Below are 16,944 nucleotides of genomic sequence, written 5' to 3'. Positions count from 1 at the left end.
ATTGTAAAGACAGCAAAGAATAGTATTTTTAACAATGCCGCACAGGTTTATAATCATAACTTTTATTTTAATGGAATGGGTAGCAAAATAACTGCACCTTCCAAAGATCTACTGTCTTTGTTTAACAGAGATTTTGGTTCTTTTGAGGCATTTAAAGAAATATTTTTAGAGACTGCTGCAGGATTGTTCGGTTCAGGTTGGGTATGGCTGAGTATAGATGATTCAGGATCTTTGGTACTGGAGTCATTTACCAATGCAGGTAACCCTCTTCTTTCTGGGCATACATCTTTAATGACTTGTGATGTATGGGAGCATGCATACTACATAGATTACAGAAATGCAAGGGCAGACTATCTTGAAAAGTGGTGGAGACTGATCGATTGGAATTTTGTTTCACAAAACTTGAAAACATTTACAGAAACTAATCATGAGTAATATATCCGTGGAATAAAAGCAGTGAACTCTAGCACGTAAAGGAGTTAAGATGAAAACATCAAGAAGACTTTTTTTTAGATATGTCTGTACTCGGTCTCAGCAGCGTTTACGCTGTACCATTATACGCTAAGACAACAAAAGAAATAGTCAAATACCAACCGATGCCTAAAGTAATCAATGTAGAGAGTGCCTCCATTTTATAGCTGAAACAAATGAATGTAGAAATATTTATGGTACACTTTTGAAATTAGAGATTTCATCTTATGTCTATAGTGCTGGCGCGTTGAAATCAGCATATAAATAGACTAACAGCCTACACCAAATAAAAGAGTTTAAAATGGATGTACCCCTATTAAAAATTACCGGTCTTCATGTTTCGGTAGAAAAGAAAAAGATTATCAAAGGGATGAACCTGAGCGTAGGAAAAGGTGAGGTTCATGTTATTTTTGGTCCGAATGGTTCTGGAAAGTCTACGCTGCTCAATGCCATTTTGAAACTTCCTGGCTATAGAATTGATGATGGAGAGATCAGGGTAAAATCCAAAAACATACAGGATATGACAACAGACGAAATTGCCAATATGGGTATCGGTATGTCTTTTCAGCATCCGCCTAAGATCAAAGGGGTTACCCTCCGGAACTTTCTGAACGCGATCAACCGTGCCGAAGACCTCAATGATGAGATCCGGGCACTGAGTATGGAAGACTTTCTAGAAAGAGAGCTCAATGTAGGTTTTTCTGGCGGTGAGCTAAAAAGAGCTGAAGTACTGAAACTCTATGCGCAAAGCCCTGATCTGCTTTTGATAGACGAACCCGAATCGGGGGTAGACATCGAAAATATTGCCGTCATATCAAAAGCAATCAATAAGATCCTTCAAAAAGAGGCACCCATAAATCTGCGTGAACGTTCTGCAATAATTATCACACATACGGGTCATATTCTAAACTATATCGATGCTGATATTGGACATGTCTTCATGGACGGTAAAATCGTCTGCACTGGCAATCCAAAATCGATCATGGAAGATATTAAGAAACTAGGTTTTACTGGATGTGCAGCATGTATCAAGGAACCAAAGGATCGCATATGAAATACCTCGATGACACCACAAAGGCAATGCTCAAAAAGGTTGCATTTGATGAAAAACAGGAACACTCTGCAAGCTTTCTAGCCACAGACTGGGATGTTCTTGATACGCACTCCGCCGAAGATGGACTTGAAATTCTTCCTATCGGAACTGCACTGGATAAATACGAATGGCTTAGAGAGCTTTTCTTTACACTTATAGAAAAAGATAAAGACACCTATGTCAAAGAGGTAGCTTCCAGTGATGTTCTGTTAGGCTACTTTATCCGTATCAAGGCTGGAGTGAAAATTTCACTGCCTGTTTATACATGCTATATGATCAACAGTGACAAATTCACCCAGTGTACCCATAACATCATAATCGCTGAAGAGAATTCAGAGCTTCACCTAATAAGTGGCTGCACAGCCAATGCACACATTGTATCCGGTCGCCATCTTGGTGTAACCGAATACTTCATTGAGGAAGGTGCGACCGTCACCAGTACAATGATACACAGCTGGGGTAAAGAGGTTGAAGTCTACCCAAGAAGCGCTGCCCATGTTGGTAAAAATGCAAAATTTATCTCAAACTATGTGGCAATGGGCAGTGTCAAGAAGCTTCAGATGGATCCACTTGCAGTCATAGAAGAAGGTGGGCTCGGGGAGTTTTACTCGGTCATTTATGCAACTGAAAACTCCCAGTTTGATATTGGTTCGACTGTTATACTTAATGGTGATGGTGCTTCATCAGAAATTATCAGCCGCGTCGTTTCCAACGGCGGTGAAGTAACGACCAGGGGCAAGATTGTTGGCAAACACCCAAATGGTAGAGGGGCTATGGCCTGTAACGGCTTACTATTGAGTAAAAAAGGTTACATTCACGCTATACCTGAACTTCTTGGACAGGATCCACGCCTTGAACTCTCCCATGAAGCAAGTGTAGGTATGATCTCCAAAGATGAACTTGCATACCTGATGGCTTCGGGTATCGAAGAGGAGAAAGCAAAATCTTTGATCATCGAAGGCTTCCTGGATCTGAAAATTCCCTCTCTTCCTGATTACCTACAACGACAGATCAATGCTATCGTCAAAGAGACGAAAGATTTTGAAACAATGTAAATAAGATTCATCTGGGCTGTAGAACTCATAATCTTATCAAAGTTTTAAAATTGATATTTTAATAGTACATTTGAAGATCCTATCATAGGTGATGATAAAAATGCATTTTGTAGCCTTACCCATGATATTAATAAACTACAAAAGTTATTTAAAGTATATTGAAAAATAATAAATAAGATGAATTTACTCCTAATTATCAAAAACACTTGACCCAACCACACTTTTATGCTATAAATTATATAAGACGAAAATAATCTATATAAGGATTTTAAATGGCAAATGAAGGATTAGATAAAGCTGTCTCGGGTGAGTATGCACTCGGCTTTGAGATAGATATCGAAACTGAAACAGTTCCACCGGGCCTGGATGAGAGTACCATTGCGTTCATCTCTAAGAAAAAAGAAGAACCAGAATGGATGTTAGAGCTTCGTCTCAAAGCACTCAAAAAGTGGGAAACCATGACAGAACCTACGTGGGCACACTTAAAGTATGAGCCTATAGACTATCAGTCTATCTCTTACTTTTCAGCACCTAAAGAAGGTATAGACAGTCTAGATGAAGTTGATCCCAAGATTTTAGAAGCCTATGAAAAACTAGGTATTTCACTAGATGAGCAAAAGCAACTTGCGGGTGTGAAAGTTGCCGTCGATGCAGTTGTGGATTCTGTCTCTGTAAAGACTACATACTCTGAAGAACTTGAGAGACACGGTGTTATTTTTTGTTCTATCTCAGAAGCGATCAAAGACCATCCTGAACTTATCAAAAAATATATGTTCTCTGTAGTACCTATGGCTGACAACTACTTCGCAGCACTAAACTCTGCTGTATTTACCGACGGTACCTTTGTGTATATCCCAAAAGGTGTGCGTTGTCCGATGGAGCTTAGTACCTATTTTAGGATCAATGCTATGAACACAGGACAGTTTGAGCGTACGCTTATCGTCGCAGATGAAGGCTCATATGTGAGTTATAATGAAGGGTGTTCTGCACCTACACGTGATGACCATCAATTACACGCTGCTGTAGTAGAACTGGTCATACTCAAAGACGCAGAGATCAAATACTCTACTATACAAAACTGGTACCCAGGAGATGAGACAGGTAAAGGCGGAATTTATAACTTTGTTACAAAACGTGCTATCTGTGAAGGAGAAAATGCAAAAGTTTCCTGGACACAGGTCGAAACAGGTTCTGCCATCACTTGGAAATACCCAAGCTGTATCTTAAAGGGTGATAACTCTGTAGGTGAATTCTACTCTGTAGCAGTCACTACCCTCGCACAACAGGCAGATACGGGAACTAAAATGATACACATTGGCAAGAACACCAGTTCTACCATCATCTCTAAAGGTATTTCTGCCATGAAAGGGCAAAATACCTACAGAGGACTCGTGAAAGTCAACGCTTCTGCAGAGGGTGCAAGAAACTACTCTGAGTGTGACTCACTACTCATAGGGTCTGAATGTGGAGCACATACTTTCCCTTACCTGGAGTCTAAAGACACTCAAGGTCAAATAGAACATGAGGCGACTACGTCTAAAATAAGTGATGAACAACTCTTTTACTTACGTCAAAGAGGTATCAATGAAGAAGATGCTGTGAGCATGATCGTCCATGGTTTTTGTAAACAAGTCTTTAGCCAGCTCCCTATGGAGTACGCGGTGGAAGCCAAAGCATTATTAGAATTAACATTAGAAGGAAGTGTAGGATGAGTATTATGAAAATAGAGAATTTACAAGTAAAAATAGGTGACAAGCAGATACTTAAAGGGCTTAACCTAGAACTAGAACCTGGAAAAGTACATGCCATTATGGGACCAAACGGTGCTGGTAAATCAACGCTTTCTAAAGCACTTGTAGGACACTACGATGTAGAGGTAACAGGTGGAGACATCTTATATAAAGGTAAAAGCATTAAAGATATGGAAGCAGAAGAGAGAGCCTTAGAGGGTATCTTCCTTTCATTCCAACACCCAGTAGAGATACCCGGTGTAAATAATGCCTACTTTTTAAGAACAGCACTTAATGCCAAACGTAAACACGAAGGCAAAGAAGAGCTGAATGCTGCAGAGTTTTTACGTCTGATGAAGAGTCATTTAGAGATGTTGGGTATGAAGTCAGACATGATCAGCCGTTCACTTAATGAAGGCTTTTCCGGTGGTGAGAAAAAACGTAATGAAATACTCCAAATGCTTATCCTTGAACCTGAAGTCATCATACTTGACGAGATAGACTCTGGACTGGACATCGATGCACTTAGAGCCGTTTCTGAAGGTATCAACAAAATGAAAGATGGTAAACGTTCATTCCTTGTCATTACCCACTACTCAAGAATTCTTGACTACATAGAGCCTGACTACATTCATGTACTCAAAGATGGGAAGATCATCAAAACAGCAGGACCAGAGCTGGTAGCCCAACTAGAAGAGAACGGGTATGATGCCATAGAGGAGGAGTAATGAAACTCATAAACCTACAAAACCAAAACCAAAAAGAAGTCGCAACAACTTTAGGTGTGCAAGGACGTGATGAATTAGTAGAAAAATTTGTTTCAATGGGGCTGCCACACAAAAGAACAGAACAGTACCATTACTTTGATATAAAAAAACACTTAGAAGTTGACTATAAGACCTTGGAATATCTACCTAAAACTATAATAGAAGGTGACAAGATAGAGATAGTTGATGGTGTAGTAGTCTCTGCCCCTAAAGGTATGCGTGTATACTTTGAAGCCTATGAAATGTTAGACATGGATCATTTCGATCCACTTTATTATCTAGGTCACCTGCTCTGTCCACATACCATTAAGATAGAAATAGATGGTGATGCGGAAGTGGAGATAGAGCATAAATTCACACAAAGCAATGCACTTATCAATTACCGTATTGTTCTCTATAACCAAGCCAATCGTCATGCAACTGTATATGAAAATTTTGTGGCTGATGATATAGAAAACAGTTTAGTATTATATGGCTATGACATGCATATCGCCCAAGACTCTACATTGAGAGTTGTGAAGCTTCAAACTATGGAAGACAATCATTACAGTATGGTGGCTTCACACAGAGTTAACGTAGCAAAAAAGGCCAATGCTATCCTCAAAAGCTTTGACCTTGGTGGTGATCAATCCTTACAGTTACTTAAAGTAGAACTCTCAGAGTACGCTCATATAGACGCAGGACACCTTCTCTATGTAAATGCAGATTCAAAACGTGGTACGGTCTCACAAATCATACATCGTGGTGAACACTCTACCTCTAAACAAATAGCCAAAAATATCTTAGATGGAGAATCCAGAGGGATATTTGATGCACTCATACGTGTAGAACACTCGGCTAAATTCACTAAAGCAGAGCAAAATGCCAAATCTATTTTGCTTCATAAAAAAGCCTATATGGCATCGAAGCCTCAACTGGAGATCTATATAGATGAACTGGAAGCTTCACATGGTTCAACAACAGGGCAATTAGATGAAAAACAACTTTTTTATCTACAAAGCCGTGGCATTAGCTATCTAGAAGCTAGGAAAATACTTGTCATAGCATTTGCAAATACGCTCATAGAAGAAGTGAAAGATACCAGACAGCAAGAACGCATCAAAAGTGCATTTGAAGAAGTGTTTTATAAAGCACACCAATAATTTAGCCTTATCAAGGAGCAAAAAATGACTATGCAAGAAACTATAGACAATTACAAAGAGGATTTTGACCTCTTTCCTACTGCAAACGATAAACTTGAGTATATTTTTGACTTAGGAAAAAAACATACAACCTTACCAGAAGAAGAAAAAAATGATGCAACCTTTGTACAAGGTTGTGCATCTGCCGCATGGCTTGTAGGTGAATGTAAAGACGGAAAACTTCTCTTACGTGGAGAAGGTACTTCAGAGATGGCAAAAGGGATGCTTACGCTACTTTTAAGTATTTTCTCAAACCGTCCCCCAGAAGAGATACTCTCTTTTGACCCTGCTAAACTTCATGACATGGGCATTGTAGAACTTCTCTCACCAGTACGTCAGCAGAGTTTAGAGGCATTTTTAAAAATGGTCTATGCCTACGCACAAAAATGTAATGAGCAAGGAAATTCATAATGAGCAGTGAAAACCAAGAAAAAAGTATCAACGATAAAATGGCTGATGAGAGACAAAGATTTATAGACTCTCAGCCAACAGATGAAGAGATGACAGAGATAATTATAGGTCACCTTAAAGAGATCTACGACCCTGAACTTCCAGTAAATATCTATGATCTTGGACTTATCTATAACATAGATACATGGACTGATGAAGTCTCTATGATGAAAAAATGTAAGATAACAATGACCCTTACCTCTGCTACATGTTCATTTTCACAAGTGATCATTGATTTGGTTAAAAGTATTGCTGTACGTCAAGAGGGACTTGAAGATATAGATGTCGAAATTGTCTTTGATCCACCATGGGGACAAGACAGTATGACAGATGATGCGAAGCTGGCGATGGGGTTACTGTAGAACTACAGTGCTTCGTCCTTCTTATCTATTTAATACCCAAACACTTTTTCTCTATCTGTTCTGCCGAAAGTGCTTCACAATAATAATGCCCCTGTATGTAATGACACCCACTCTCTAAAAGAAAGTTTTTTTGAACAGCAGTCTCTACACCTTCGGCAACGATCTCAATTCCAAGACTATTTGCAAGTGCAATGATTGCTTTCACTATTTCCATATCTTCTTTATCCTCAGGGATTCCTACTACAAAAGATCGATCAATTTTGAGTTTATCCACAGGTAAACGTTTTAAATATGCCAATGAAGAATATCCAGTACCAAAATCATCTATGGTTATCTTGATACCCATCTTACTTATCTGCTCAAGTTTGGCAATTGACTCAAGAGGTTTCTCCATGATCTGTCCCTCATTAACCTCCAGTTCCAACCATTCAGGCTTAAAACCAATTATTTTTATATTCTCTTGAATTATCTGTATAAAATCATCATTTCTCAGTTGTCTCATAGAAAGATTAAGCGCAAGTGTACCAGGGTTTAATCCTGCCTCATGCCATGCATATATCTGCCTCATAGCTTTAGTCATTACCCATTGATCCAACTCAACAATAAGAGCTGTTTCTTTTGCCAAAGGAAGAAATTTTTCAGGCAACAATAACCCCATTGTTGGATGCTCCCAACGTATCAAAGCTTCCGTTCCTATAAGTTTTCCCGAATTAACATCTACTTGTGGTTGATAATGTATAATGAATTCTTCATCATCAATAGCCTGTCTTAAACTGTTTTTCATCATCATGCGCTCTAGAGAAAATTCTGTCATTTCAGGTGAATAGAACTGAAAATTATTTTTTCCCTCTTGCTTAGCTTTATACATAGCGGCATCTGCATTTTTTATAAGATCCTTTGCAGCGGTACAGTCTTTAGGATAAATACTGATACCCATACTGCATGATATATAAAGTGTATGTCCATCAATGTGTATAGGTTGTGCTAAAACCTTCTGTATCTTTTGTGCTAACAATGATACATCTTCGATAGTATTTATATCTTCCATAATAACGGTAAATTCATCACCACTTAGTCGAGCTAACGTGTCTTCTTTACGAATTTTAGCTTTTAAGCGTTCGGTCACAGCTATGAGTACTTTATCTCCAACCTGATGTCCTAAAGAGTCATTGATCTGTTTAAAATAATCCAAATCAATAAAGAAAAGTGCAAACTTTGTTCTATTTCGCTTTGCGAGTTCAATCCCATGTTCTAATCTATCATTAAAAAGAACGCGATTAGGCAAGCCTGTCAATGCATCATGATGTGCCTGATGATATAAAATTTCTTTTTGTTCAAGCAGTTTTATCTGTGCCTCTTTCTCATCAGAAATATCTCTCCAAACTACATAAAAAACCTTACGGTTATTTAGCGTAATAGGTGTCAATGTTACTTCTACAAGGAAATCCTCACCATTCGATTTGGTATGTACCCACTCAAACTGATGACCGTTATTTTTTATAGCAAGAGACAATATCTCCTTGGCTTTTTCATAAGAACTTCGGCCATCTGGCTGAAGTTCAGGAGATAGCTGAGACGGTGATACGTTCAAAAGATCTTTTTTGGATTTATAATGCAACATCTTGAGAATATTCTCATTACACTGGATAAATTTACCATCATCAAGGATCAATACACCATCATTTGATTTTTCAAAAAGTGTTTCAAAAGCCTCTTTTTGCTTTTTTAACTCATCAATTTTTATATTAATATCTGCTTCAAGTTTTTTGGCATATTTTTTATCCTTTCTACGAATTCTTTGCATCAATAAATAGATCATTGTTAAACAGACAATATACAGAATTATGGCACTAATAAGCGTATTTGTAAAATCAGCATACATGTCGGCAAAGAGGTCACGTTCTTTGATCTTTATATTTAATAGTCCATGTATCTCACCAAGCTTATAATCATATGCATTTGTATACTTATCACGTATACTTAGTATAGCATTTTCTCGTTCACCGTGACATTGCAGACAAGACTCTTTAATACGAAGCGGTTGAGTATAATAGAAAGCATCATCTTTTTGTAAGAATTTTTGTTTTTCATTAGGATGTTTTCTAAAATATTGGATCATATCCAATTCAAAATCATTAGCTATATTGTCAATATTACGAGGACGGTCTGAAACAGTTCGTATGAGTATATCACCTTGTACACTTGATGAAAAACGATCACTTATCTCTGATATGGTTTTAATTGGAAGCAAATGAATCGTTTTCTCATCTACATCAATATTGTTATTCAGAAAAGCATCTTGATAGGTTTGACGAAAAGAAGAAATGAAATTTGCAAGAGATTCACTCTCTTTTAGGACAATAAGTTTTTGTGTATATTCAATTCCTTTGTATTGTTCATAGGTTTTATAGCTTATTATGAGCAATATCAATAATGAAAACAAGATGAAATACTTCATATTACGCATAATCAACCCTCCTATTTATTATTGTATTTTATAAGCTTGAGTTATATTTTACCATATTTTATCAATTAAAGTTTTACTTTTATAATATGCTTAGATAGTAAAATTATTTGAGTATTTAGACAGTCATATTATAAGAAATCGTTTAAAAATAGATAAGAAATAGATATAACCCTAGCTTTTTCTGATTAATTTAGCTATAATTCCGAACTTTTCTGCAAGAGAGTATCAAACTCCTTATTTAGATACATGATAAAATGTATCTCCTATTTACCGCGCATTGACGTGTGATAGTTTGGTATCAAGTTGCATAAAACAGGGTGCACCCCACTTTCGCCTAGCGATGGGGGCTATCGGCATATAGTGCCAGATAACATACTTGTAACTTTAGAACCGTTCTATCGCCAAGACCTTACCACCCCACCAAAATAACAACATAAAGAAAACAATATATGAAATTTACTGATTTTAATTTAAAAGACACTATTCAAGCGGCTGTAACAGACGCAGGATTTACAGAACCAAGCCCCGTTCAACAAGACGCTATACCTTTAGTCTTAGAAGGTCACGACATCGTTGCCCAAGCACAAACAGGTACAGGTAAAACTGCCGCATTTGGTCTTCCTATAATGAGTATGATGAAAGCTGACGGTTCTGTAGAAGGACTTGTTATCGTTCCTACACGTGAACTTGCAATGCAGGTAAGTGATGAGCTTTTCCGTTTTGGTCAAAAAAGTGGTCTTAAAACAGCAACTGTTTATGGTGGTACACCATATGGTAAACAAATTGACCGTATCAAACAAGCTTCTATCGTAGTTGCAACACCAGGTAGACTCCAAGATCTTCTTATGAGTGGTAAGATCAAGATCAATCCTCAGTTCGTTGTACTTGATGAAGCAGATGAAATGCTTGACATGGGTTTCCTGGACGAAATCAAAAACATCTTTACGTACCTTCCTAAAGAACGTCAAACACTAATGTTCTCTGCAACTATGCCAAGTGCTATCAGAAAACTTGCAGAGCAGATCTTAAAAACACCTAAAACTGTTTCTATTACCAAATCTGAGAAAACAAACACAAAAATTACACAACTTTATTATGTGGTTCAAGAAAGAGAAAGAGATGATGCTTTAGTAAGACTCATCGATTATAAAAACCCAGAGAAATGTATTATCTTCTGTCGTATGAAAAAAGAAGTAGATAGACTTGTTGCACACATGACTGCACAAGGATTTAAAGTTTCTGGTCTTCATGGAGATATGGAGCAAAAGCAAAGAGAAGTTACTATTCGTGCATTTAAAAGTGGTGGGATAGATATCTTTATCGCTACGGATGTTGCTGCTCGTGGTCTTGATGTCAATGACGTTACACACGTATTTAACTACCACATTCCTTTTGACTCTGAGTCTTATGTTCACCGTATCGGTCGTACAGGTCGTGCCGGTAAGTCTGGTGAGGCGATCACTTTGGTAAGCCCTAACGAGCTTAGAACGATCAAACGTATCGAAAAAGATGTAGGTACTATAATGACTACACAAGTCATTCCTACACGTATGGAAGTACAAAATAACCGTGCAGATGCACTCATTGCTAAAATAGCAGAGACAAAAGTAACTGAAAATGCTATTGAACTGGTAAAAACACTTCAACATGACTTAGACATAGTGACTATTGCACACCTTCTAGCTTCTCTGGTACAGGAAGAGAGTTTTGTTAAAGGTAAAGACAACATCGGTCTTGGAATAGCAGAGGTTGAACTTCTTATAGAAAGAGCTATGCAAAACCGTGGTGGTGGCGGAGGCAGTGGCGGCCGTAACCGTGGTGGTTACCGTGGTAACAAACCAAGAAGTGGCGGAGGCGGCAGTGGCAGTAGTAGACATGGTCGTAACGGGCGTTCTGGCGGTGGTGATCGTGGTGGTCGCAGCGGTGGTGGACGTGACAGCCGTAACGGTGGACAAGGCAGCAGAAGCTAGTCACCCTTCCCCTACATTTTCCAAGTACATCTTTTTAAGATGTACTGTGTACTTCTCTTCAAAATCATTCTAAAATCAAATATATAAATAATTCAGTAAAAACAGTATTAGAGCTATGTTATAATTGCCAATATTTAAAATAAGGCTTAATAATGAATACAATTAAATACAAAGCACTGTTGCTAGCTCTACTTGTAGGGTTCAGTACCTTTTCAATGGCTAAATCATCTGCCAAGACTCTCGATCATGATGCAAATATGGCAATCAACAAGTTTATAGATGAAACGCCCGGTGGAGATGCATTTTTAGTAAATGCTAAAGCATTTCTTGTATTTCCAGACGTTAAAGAAGGAGGATTCTTTATAGGTGGTAAATATGGTGAAGGTGTATTAAGACATAAAAGAAAAACTTTAGGATACTACGAAATGATTTCAGCATCTGTTGGGCTACAAATGGGTGTACAGGAGTACTCTTTGATCATTGCGTTTACAAATGATGCAGCACTTGAGAAATTCCTTATGGAAGGTGATGACTGGGAAACAGACGTTGATGGTAAAATAGCTGTCGCAGAGTGGAACTCAAAAGAAGAACTTGATGATGTTGAATTTTCTGATTCAATGGTAGCCTTTCTCTTTGACTCTAAAGGTATAATGGGTAGCTTCACAATGGAAGGTACAAAATTCAAGAAGATCAATCCAAAGTAATTATATTCTCGTTACACTTTACACAGATGTAACGAGAAAATATCATATTTCTCTTTCTCAAACCAATTAATCTTCATAGATGCTTCACACTTTTTCCCTATACTTATATTGTTATAAGAAATAAGTATTATAATTATAACATAAGGATAAAAAATGGATTTAAAAAAATCATTTACTGTTCAATTATGGATCTCTGTTCAATTAATAATTTTATTGCTATCGGCTTATTATATTTTTTCTTGTAATCATGAAAATGTAGAGGCTCTATTTATAGGAATTGAAAGTATATTAGTCTTGCCTGCAGGACTCATAACACTTTATTTTCATGAAATATTTCAAGCTCATCATTATTTTTTAACTCATGAAGCTTTCTTTTTATATATTTTTTTCAATTGGATACTCTTTAATGTTATTGGGTACCTGCAATGGTTTGTTGTTTTCCCAAAAATGATCAATAAATGTAAAGAACATGGTTGTTTACATGGGCATGGTGTTTAACCTTTAGTTACAAGAAGAAGACCAGAGGTTAATTATTCTCAACTTCTAGAAAGAATACTGAGTACACAAACCCTGATTTTAAATATTCCTGTATGAGCAAGAATTCACCTCTTGCTCTACATCAATTAATTTTCCCGTTATTTTCTGCTATGATTAGTATAAAACTAAGGAATACCTATGCGTATGAAATTTAGTGAAGATCAAGATAAAAATTTCTTTTTTTCGCAACCCCATCAACCTTTTTTTGTTTTAGCCTTCATTAATGCTATCGTTACTATGGTCGTCTTTTTACTAGCTTACAAAGGATATATTTTTCTTTCTATATCTCCAACTGATTTTCATTTTTATGGACTGACATATCTTGTTTTCACTCCTGCATTTTTAGGTTTTCTATTTACTACATTTCCTAAATTTACATCTACTGATGCTATAGAAAAAAAGATATATATACATATTTTTACGATTCTTTATTTTGGTGCTATATTGTTTCTATTAGGAAGCATAGTGAGCCCTTTTCTCTCTTCTATAGCGTTACTTCTTGTATTTTATGCTCATTTTAGAGGCTTTTTAATACTAAAAAATATGTATGACACTACGACCATGGAAGATAAACAAGATATCTTTTGGATACTTTTCTCTATGGGCTTTGGTGTACTGTCTCATTTCCTATTTATTGTGGCACAGATATTTTATATGCCTTTAATGGAACTTGCTACTGAAATATCTATGTATCTCTATCTTTTTCTACTTACCTTTTCTGTAGCGCAACGTATGGTACCGTTCTTCTCTCATTGTATGAATGATAAAAATACTAAGCTTTTACAAACCGTTTTTGTACTCCTGTCATTTCACATACTTCTTGAAGCCATTTATTCCAACAGTTCATTTCCTATTGACTTTGTTTTAGCCTATGTCATAGGGAGAGAACTACTTAGGTGGGAACTTCCATTTCCAAATCCAAATCCTCTACTTTGGATCCTGCATATTTCACTCTATTGGGTTCCACTTGGCTTTTTCCTGGGAGGACTCACTAACTTTATATCACTGATCACTGATATCCAATTTCTTGCTTTAGATACCCACACACTTATCTTAGGTTTTGTCTTTACAATTCTTATAGGTTTTGGTACACGTGTAACGCTGGGACACTCTGGAAACATGATGCAAGCAGATAAATGGACAACATATCTTTTTTACTGGACACAAGTGGTGGTGGTAATGCGTATATTGGTTTCGTTGATAGCAGCCTTTGGATGGAACATTATGGTTCTCTTTGACATTTCTGTGACTGCTTGGCTCTTAATGTTCATCTTCTGGGCTGTAAGGTTCTTTAGAGTGCTCATAGCTGGTAAAAAATTAACACCATAAGTATGATGAACTATTATCTACTGCTGATACAATTTCTATTTGCATTGGCTGGGCTATTCCTTCTTTGGAAAGGTATAGGGTATTTTCATCGTATGTGGCAATATAAAAAACTCAAGTCCATGCCTTTTCCAAACTCCTATGAAGAGATACTCCATAATATACATCAATACAAAATCTTGTCACCTCTTCATAAAGAGAAACTTCAACTTTTAATTCTGATCTTTATAGATAATAAAGAGTTTGTTGGTGTAAAAATGACCATTAACAATGAAATCAAAGTAATCATTGCATTTTATGCCTGTTTGATGCGGCTTGGGTTTGATCCGGGTGATAAAGATGATGTTAGTACCATCATCGTCTATCCAAAACATTTTATAGTAAATGAAACATACTCAAGTGGTGGTATTCAGCATACGGAAAAATCCGTTTTAGAAGGACAATCAGCCAATGGTACAGTCGTGATATCATGGCAGGATATTAAATATGATATAGCACAACAACATAAAGACAATGTCATCATCCATGAGTTTGCCCATGAATTGGATTTTGAGGACGGTTTTGCAGATGGTACACCGGTACTTGAAGATTCTAGCTATCGTAGATGGTCTGAGATCTTCTCTAAAGCCTATGATACATTGCGTGGACAAAGAGATAAGGGTGAAAGTTCAGACAAAATAGCACTTTTAGGGACCTATGCATTAAAAAATGAAGCAGAGTTTTTTGCTGTGTGCAGTGAACGTTTTTTTGAAGCACCTAAAGCCTTCAAAGCTTATTTTCCAGATATCTATCAAGAACTTAAACGCTTTTATAGACTTGATACAGAAGCGTTATTTAAAGATCTATCAGATCCTTGATCTCATCAGCATACATCACCTCTTTTTCAACCAACTTGTCTGAAAGTGCAATGATGTCTTTCTTATGTGTTTTAAAAAGCTTCATTAACTCTTCCTCTTTCCCTGTGATGATCTTTCGGACTTCATCATCAATGATCTTTGCAGTCGCTTCACTGAAGTCTTTTGGCATAGCCATCTCACGCCCAAGGAAAACATGATCTTCACCTTTTTGATAATAGACCGGTCCAAGTAATTCACTCATACCCCACTGGCTGACCATATGGGTTGCTAAAGAAGTTGCTTCTTTAAGATCATTTGCAGCACCGGAAGAGAGATCACCAAGCAGTGTACGCTCTGCGACCCTCCCTCCAAGCATTACGCCGATCTTGTCAAGCAGATAAGCTTGAGGGAAATTTTTGATATCCTTGAGAGGCAGCTGTTCTGTCATGCCTAGTGCTTGACCACGAGGAATAATACTCACCTTTTCTATCGGGTCTGCATGTTCCAGTAAAAGTGCTGAAAGGACATGACCACTCTCGTGGATGGCTACTCTTTTTTTATCTTTTTCATCCAATACAAACTCTTGCTCGACACCCATAAGTATACGATCACGGGCATACATGAAGTTATCCTGTGTCACATGTTTCTGACCTTCTCTAGCCGCATGCATCGCCGCTTCATTGACAAGGTTGGCCAAGTCAGCACCAGAAAAACCAATGGAAATCTTGGCTACTTTTGCCAAATCAACAGAGTCATCTATACGTACTTTACGGATATGAATATTCAATATCTTTTCACGTGCATTTACATCAGGTAAACTCAATGTTATTTTCCGATCAAATCTACCAGGTCTCAACAATGCAAAATCCAGGACATCAGGACGGTTGGTCGCTGCAATGACAACTACCTGTTCTTCAGATTCAAATCCATCCATCTCTGCCAAGATCTGATTTAGTGTTTGTTCTTTTTCATCGTGACCACCACCTATTCCTGCCCCTCTGGCACGTCCAACTGAGTCTATCTCATCGATAAAGATGATAGCAGGAGCTTCTTTTTTTGCTTTCTTAAAAAGATCACGTACCCTTGCTGCTCCTACCCCTACAAACATCTCAACAAACTCTGAACCACTGATAGAAAAGAAAGGTACTTCTGCTTCCCCGGCTACTGCTTTGGCTAAAAGCGTTTTACCCGTACCAGGAGATCCCATCAGTAAAATACCTCGAGGGATCTTTGCACCTATCTGTTCATATTTGTCGGGATTTTTGAGAAAGTCAACGACTTCATAGAGTTCTATTTTGGCATTTTCTACACCGGCTACATCATCAAAGGTAACAGAGACTTCTTGTTTAGCATATTTTTTTGCAGTAGAGTGCATGAAGTCAAATATGCCTCCTCCCATACCACCTAACTGTTCTTTCATTCGCCGTGAACTGTAGAAGATAAATCCTAAAAAGACAAAAAGAGGTAGCAACATGAAAAAAGAAAGCCAAAAGTTTGACTCTTTTTGTGACTTTATATGCATATCAACCTTATTCTTTTCAAGTAATTCTAAAAATGTTTTATCTTCAAAAGGAGGAAGTGTAGTTCTGTAATATCTTGCACTTTCACCTACTCCAAATTTTAATGTTGCTACAACCTGGTCACCATTCACACGAATCTCTTTAATAATATTTTGTTCAATTTTACTTTTAAATTTATTATATGAAAGTGTTTCACTTTGTTCTTGAACAGCCATATAATTAAATAATTGAAATCCAAGCATCATCAGTATAACCATGACCCATATATTGGAAAAAGGATTAAACTTATTCTCTTCTACCGGCTCTTGTTTCATGTTTATTTCCTTTTGAATCAATGTAGATAGTATTATTGTACCAAAATATAGAAAGTCATATTATATGCGATATTAAGAATTCACACTTATTGGCTATAATACGAAAATAATGACTAGAAAAGAAAGCGAATAATGCTGCCGCTTGAAGATTTCTTCTCTCG

General features: G+C 37.2%; 15 protein-coding genes. 13 read left to right on the top strand and 2 right to left on the bottom strand.

The window, feature by feature from the left end:
• From ABYK33_RS03715 to ABYK33_RS03680, 8 genes are all read left to right on the top strand, one after another.
• Positions 1–435 (top strand): superoxide dismutase (locus ABYK33_RS03715; RefSeq protein ID WP_373031611.1); only part of this gene is annotated, 435 nt, incomplete at its 5' end.
• Between the two features lie 337 nt (positions 436–772).
• On the top strand, positions 773–1,525 hold the full coding sequence (locus tag ABYK33_RS03710; protein ID WP_373031610.1) for an ABC transporter ATP-binding protein: 753 nt from the start codon (positions 773–775) through the stop codon (positions 1,523–1,525).
• Positions 1,522–2,619 carry a SufD family Fe-S cluster assembly protein gene (locus tag ABYK33_RS03705; protein WP_373031609.1) on the top strand — a complete coding sequence of 366 codons (1,098 nt, stop codon included), beginning with the start codon at positions 1,522–1,524 and terminating at the stop codon, positions 2,617–2,619. The genes ABYK33_RS03710 and ABYK33_RS03705 overlap by 4 nt, the downstream gene beginning before the upstream one ends.
• 272 nt (positions 2,620–2,891) lie before the next feature.
• A complete protein-coding gene (sufB, locus tag ABYK33_RS03700; protein ID WP_373031608.1) occupies positions 2,892–4,331 on the top strand; it encodes a Fe-S cluster assembly protein SufB in 1,440 nt (479 codons plus the stop codon).
• The gene (sufC, locus tag ABYK33_RS03695; RefSeq protein ID WP_373031607.1) at positions 4,328–5,077 is read left to right on the top strand and encodes a Fe-S cluster assembly ATPase SufC; all 750 of its coding nucleotides are present in this window, start codon (positions 4,328–4,330) and stop codon (positions 5,075–5,077) included. Before sufB ends, sufC begins: the two co-directional genes overlap by 4 nt.
• Positions 5,077–6,258, top strand: a complete 1,182-nt coding sequence (locus ABYK33_RS03690; RefSeq protein ID WP_373031605.1) for a SufD family Fe-S cluster assembly protein — start codon at positions 5,077–5,079, stop codon at positions 6,256–6,258. Before sufC ends, ABYK33_RS03690 begins: the two co-directional genes overlap by 1 nt.
• A gap of 24 nt (positions 6,259–6,282) precedes the next feature.
• Positions 6,283–6,708, top strand: coding sequence for a SufE family protein (locus tag ABYK33_RS03685; protein WP_373031604.1), 426 nt, complete (start codon positions 6,283–6,285; stop codon positions 6,706–6,708).
• The gene (locus tag ABYK33_RS03680) at positions 6,708–7,109 is read left to right on the top strand and encodes a metal-sulfur cluster assembly factor (RefSeq protein ID WP_373031603.1); all 402 of its coding nucleotides are present in this window, start codon (positions 6,708–6,710) and stop codon (positions 7,107–7,109) included. The genes ABYK33_RS03685 and ABYK33_RS03680 overlap by 1 nt, the downstream gene beginning before the upstream one ends.
• A 25-nt stretch (positions 7,110–7,134) precedes the next feature.
• Here the strand turns inward: ABYK33_RS03680 and ABYK33_RS03675 are convergent, their stop codons facing one another.
• Complete coding sequence (locus tag ABYK33_RS03675; protein ID WP_373031602.1) at positions 7,135–9,576, bottom strand: EAL domain-containing protein; 2,442 nt, start codon at positions 9,574–9,576, stop codon at positions 7,135–7,137.
• Between the two features lie 449 nt (positions 9,577–10,025).
• Here ABYK33_RS03675 and ABYK33_RS03670 point away from each other — a divergent pair, with 449 nt between their 5' ends.
• From ABYK33_RS03670 to ABYK33_RS03650, 5 genes are all read left to right on the top strand, one after another.
• Positions 10,026–11,546, top strand: a complete 1,521-nt coding sequence (locus ABYK33_RS03670; RefSeq protein ID WP_373031601.1) for a DEAD/DEAH box helicase — start codon at positions 10,026–10,028, stop codon at positions 11,544–11,546.
• A 152-nt stretch (positions 11,547–11,698) separates the two neighbouring features.
• Positions 11,699–12,250: a YSC84-related protein gene (locus ABYK33_RS03665; RefSeq protein ID WP_373031600.1), complete on the top strand. Its 552-nt coding sequence runs from the start codon at positions 11,699–11,701 to the stop codon at positions 12,248–12,250.
• Between the two features lie 153 nt (positions 12,251–12,403).
• Entirely contained in the window at positions 12,404–12,748 is a 345-nt protein-coding gene (locus tag ABYK33_RS03660; protein WP_373031599.1) for a hypothetical protein, read from the top strand.
• Between the two features lie 177 nt (positions 12,749–12,925).
• A complete protein-coding gene (locus ABYK33_RS03655) occupies positions 12,926–14,116 on the top strand; it encodes an NnrS family protein (RefSeq protein ID WP_373031598.1) in 1,191 nt (396 codons plus the stop codon).
• 2 nt (positions 14,117–14,118) lie between these two features.
• Positions 14,119–14,970: a zinc-dependent peptidase gene (locus tag ABYK33_RS03650; RefSeq protein WP_373031597.1), complete on the top strand. Its 852-nt coding sequence runs from the start codon at positions 14,119–14,121 to the stop codon at positions 14,968–14,970.
• On the opposite strand, the gene ftsH is transcribed toward ABYK33_RS03650, so the two are convergent.
• Positions 14,948–16,783 (bottom strand): ATP-dependent zinc metalloprotease FtsH, encoded by a 1,836-nt coding sequence (gene ftsH, locus ABYK33_RS03645; protein ID WP_373031595.1) that lies wholly within the window; start codon positions 16,781–16,783, stop codon positions 14,948–14,950. The genes ABYK33_RS03650 and ftsH overlap by 23 nt on opposite strands.
• Positions 16,784–16,944: the final 161 nt, after the last annotated feature.

This window comes from Sulfurovum sp. (assembly GCF_041562805.1).
GTDB lineage: Bacteria > Campylobacterota > Campylobacteria > Campylobacterales > Sulfurovaceae > Sulfurovum.
This window is presented reverse-complemented; position numbering and strand designations above follow the sequence as displayed.

Bases quoted from the DNA above. Each gene is read 5' to 3' on its own strand.
- ABYK33_RS03710 (WP_373031610.1), top strand. From the start codon at position 773: ATGGATGTACCCCTATTAAAAATTACCGGTCTTCATGTTTCGGTAGAA.
- ABYK33_RS03705 (WP_373031609.1), top strand. From the start codon at position 1,522: ATGAAATACCTCGATGACACCACAAAGGCAATGCTCAAAAAGGTTGCA.
- sufB (WP_373031608.1), top strand. From the start codon at position 2,892: ATGGCAAATGAAGGATTAGATAAAGCTGTCTCGGGTGAGTATGCACTC.
- sufC (WP_373031607.1), top strand. From the start codon at position 4,328: ATGAGTATTATGAAAATAGAGAATTTACAAGTAAAAATAGGTGACAAG.
- ABYK33_RS03690 (WP_373031605.1), top strand. From the start codon at position 5,077: ATGAAACTCATAAACCTACAAAACCAAAACCAAAAAGAAGTCGCAACA.
- ABYK33_RS03685 (WP_373031604.1), top strand. From the start codon at position 6,283: ATGACTATGCAAGAAACTATAGACAATTACAAAGAGGATTTTGACCTC.
- ABYK33_RS03680 (WP_373031603.1), top strand. From the start codon at position 6,708: ATGAGCAGTGAAAACCAAGAAAAAAGTATCAACGATAAAATGGCTGAT.
- ABYK33_RS03675 (WP_373031602.1), bottom strand. From the start codon at position 9,576: ATGCGTAATATGAAGTATTTCATCTTGTTTTCATTATTGATATTGCTC.
- ABYK33_RS03670 (WP_373031601.1), top strand. From the start codon at position 10,026: ATGAAATTTACTGATTTTAATTTAAAAGACACTATTCAAGCGGCTGTA.
- ABYK33_RS03665 (WP_373031600.1), top strand. From the start codon at position 11,699: ATGAATACAATTAAATACAAAGCACTGTTGCTAGCTCTACTTGTAGGG.
- ABYK33_RS03660 (WP_373031599.1), top strand. From the start codon at position 12,404: ATGGATTTAAAAAAATCATTTACTGTTCAATTATGGATCTCTGTTCAA.
- ABYK33_RS03655 (WP_373031598.1), top strand. From the start codon at position 12,926: ATGCGTATGAAATTTAGTGAAGATCAAGATAAAAATTTCTTTTTTTCG.
- ABYK33_RS03650 (WP_373031597.1), top strand. From the start codon at position 14,119: ATGATGAACTATTATCTACTGCTGATACAATTTCTATTTGCATTGGCT.
- ftsH (WP_373031595.1), bottom strand. From the start codon at position 16,783: ATGAAACAAGAGCCGGTAGAAGAGAATAAGTTTAATCCTTTTTCCAAT.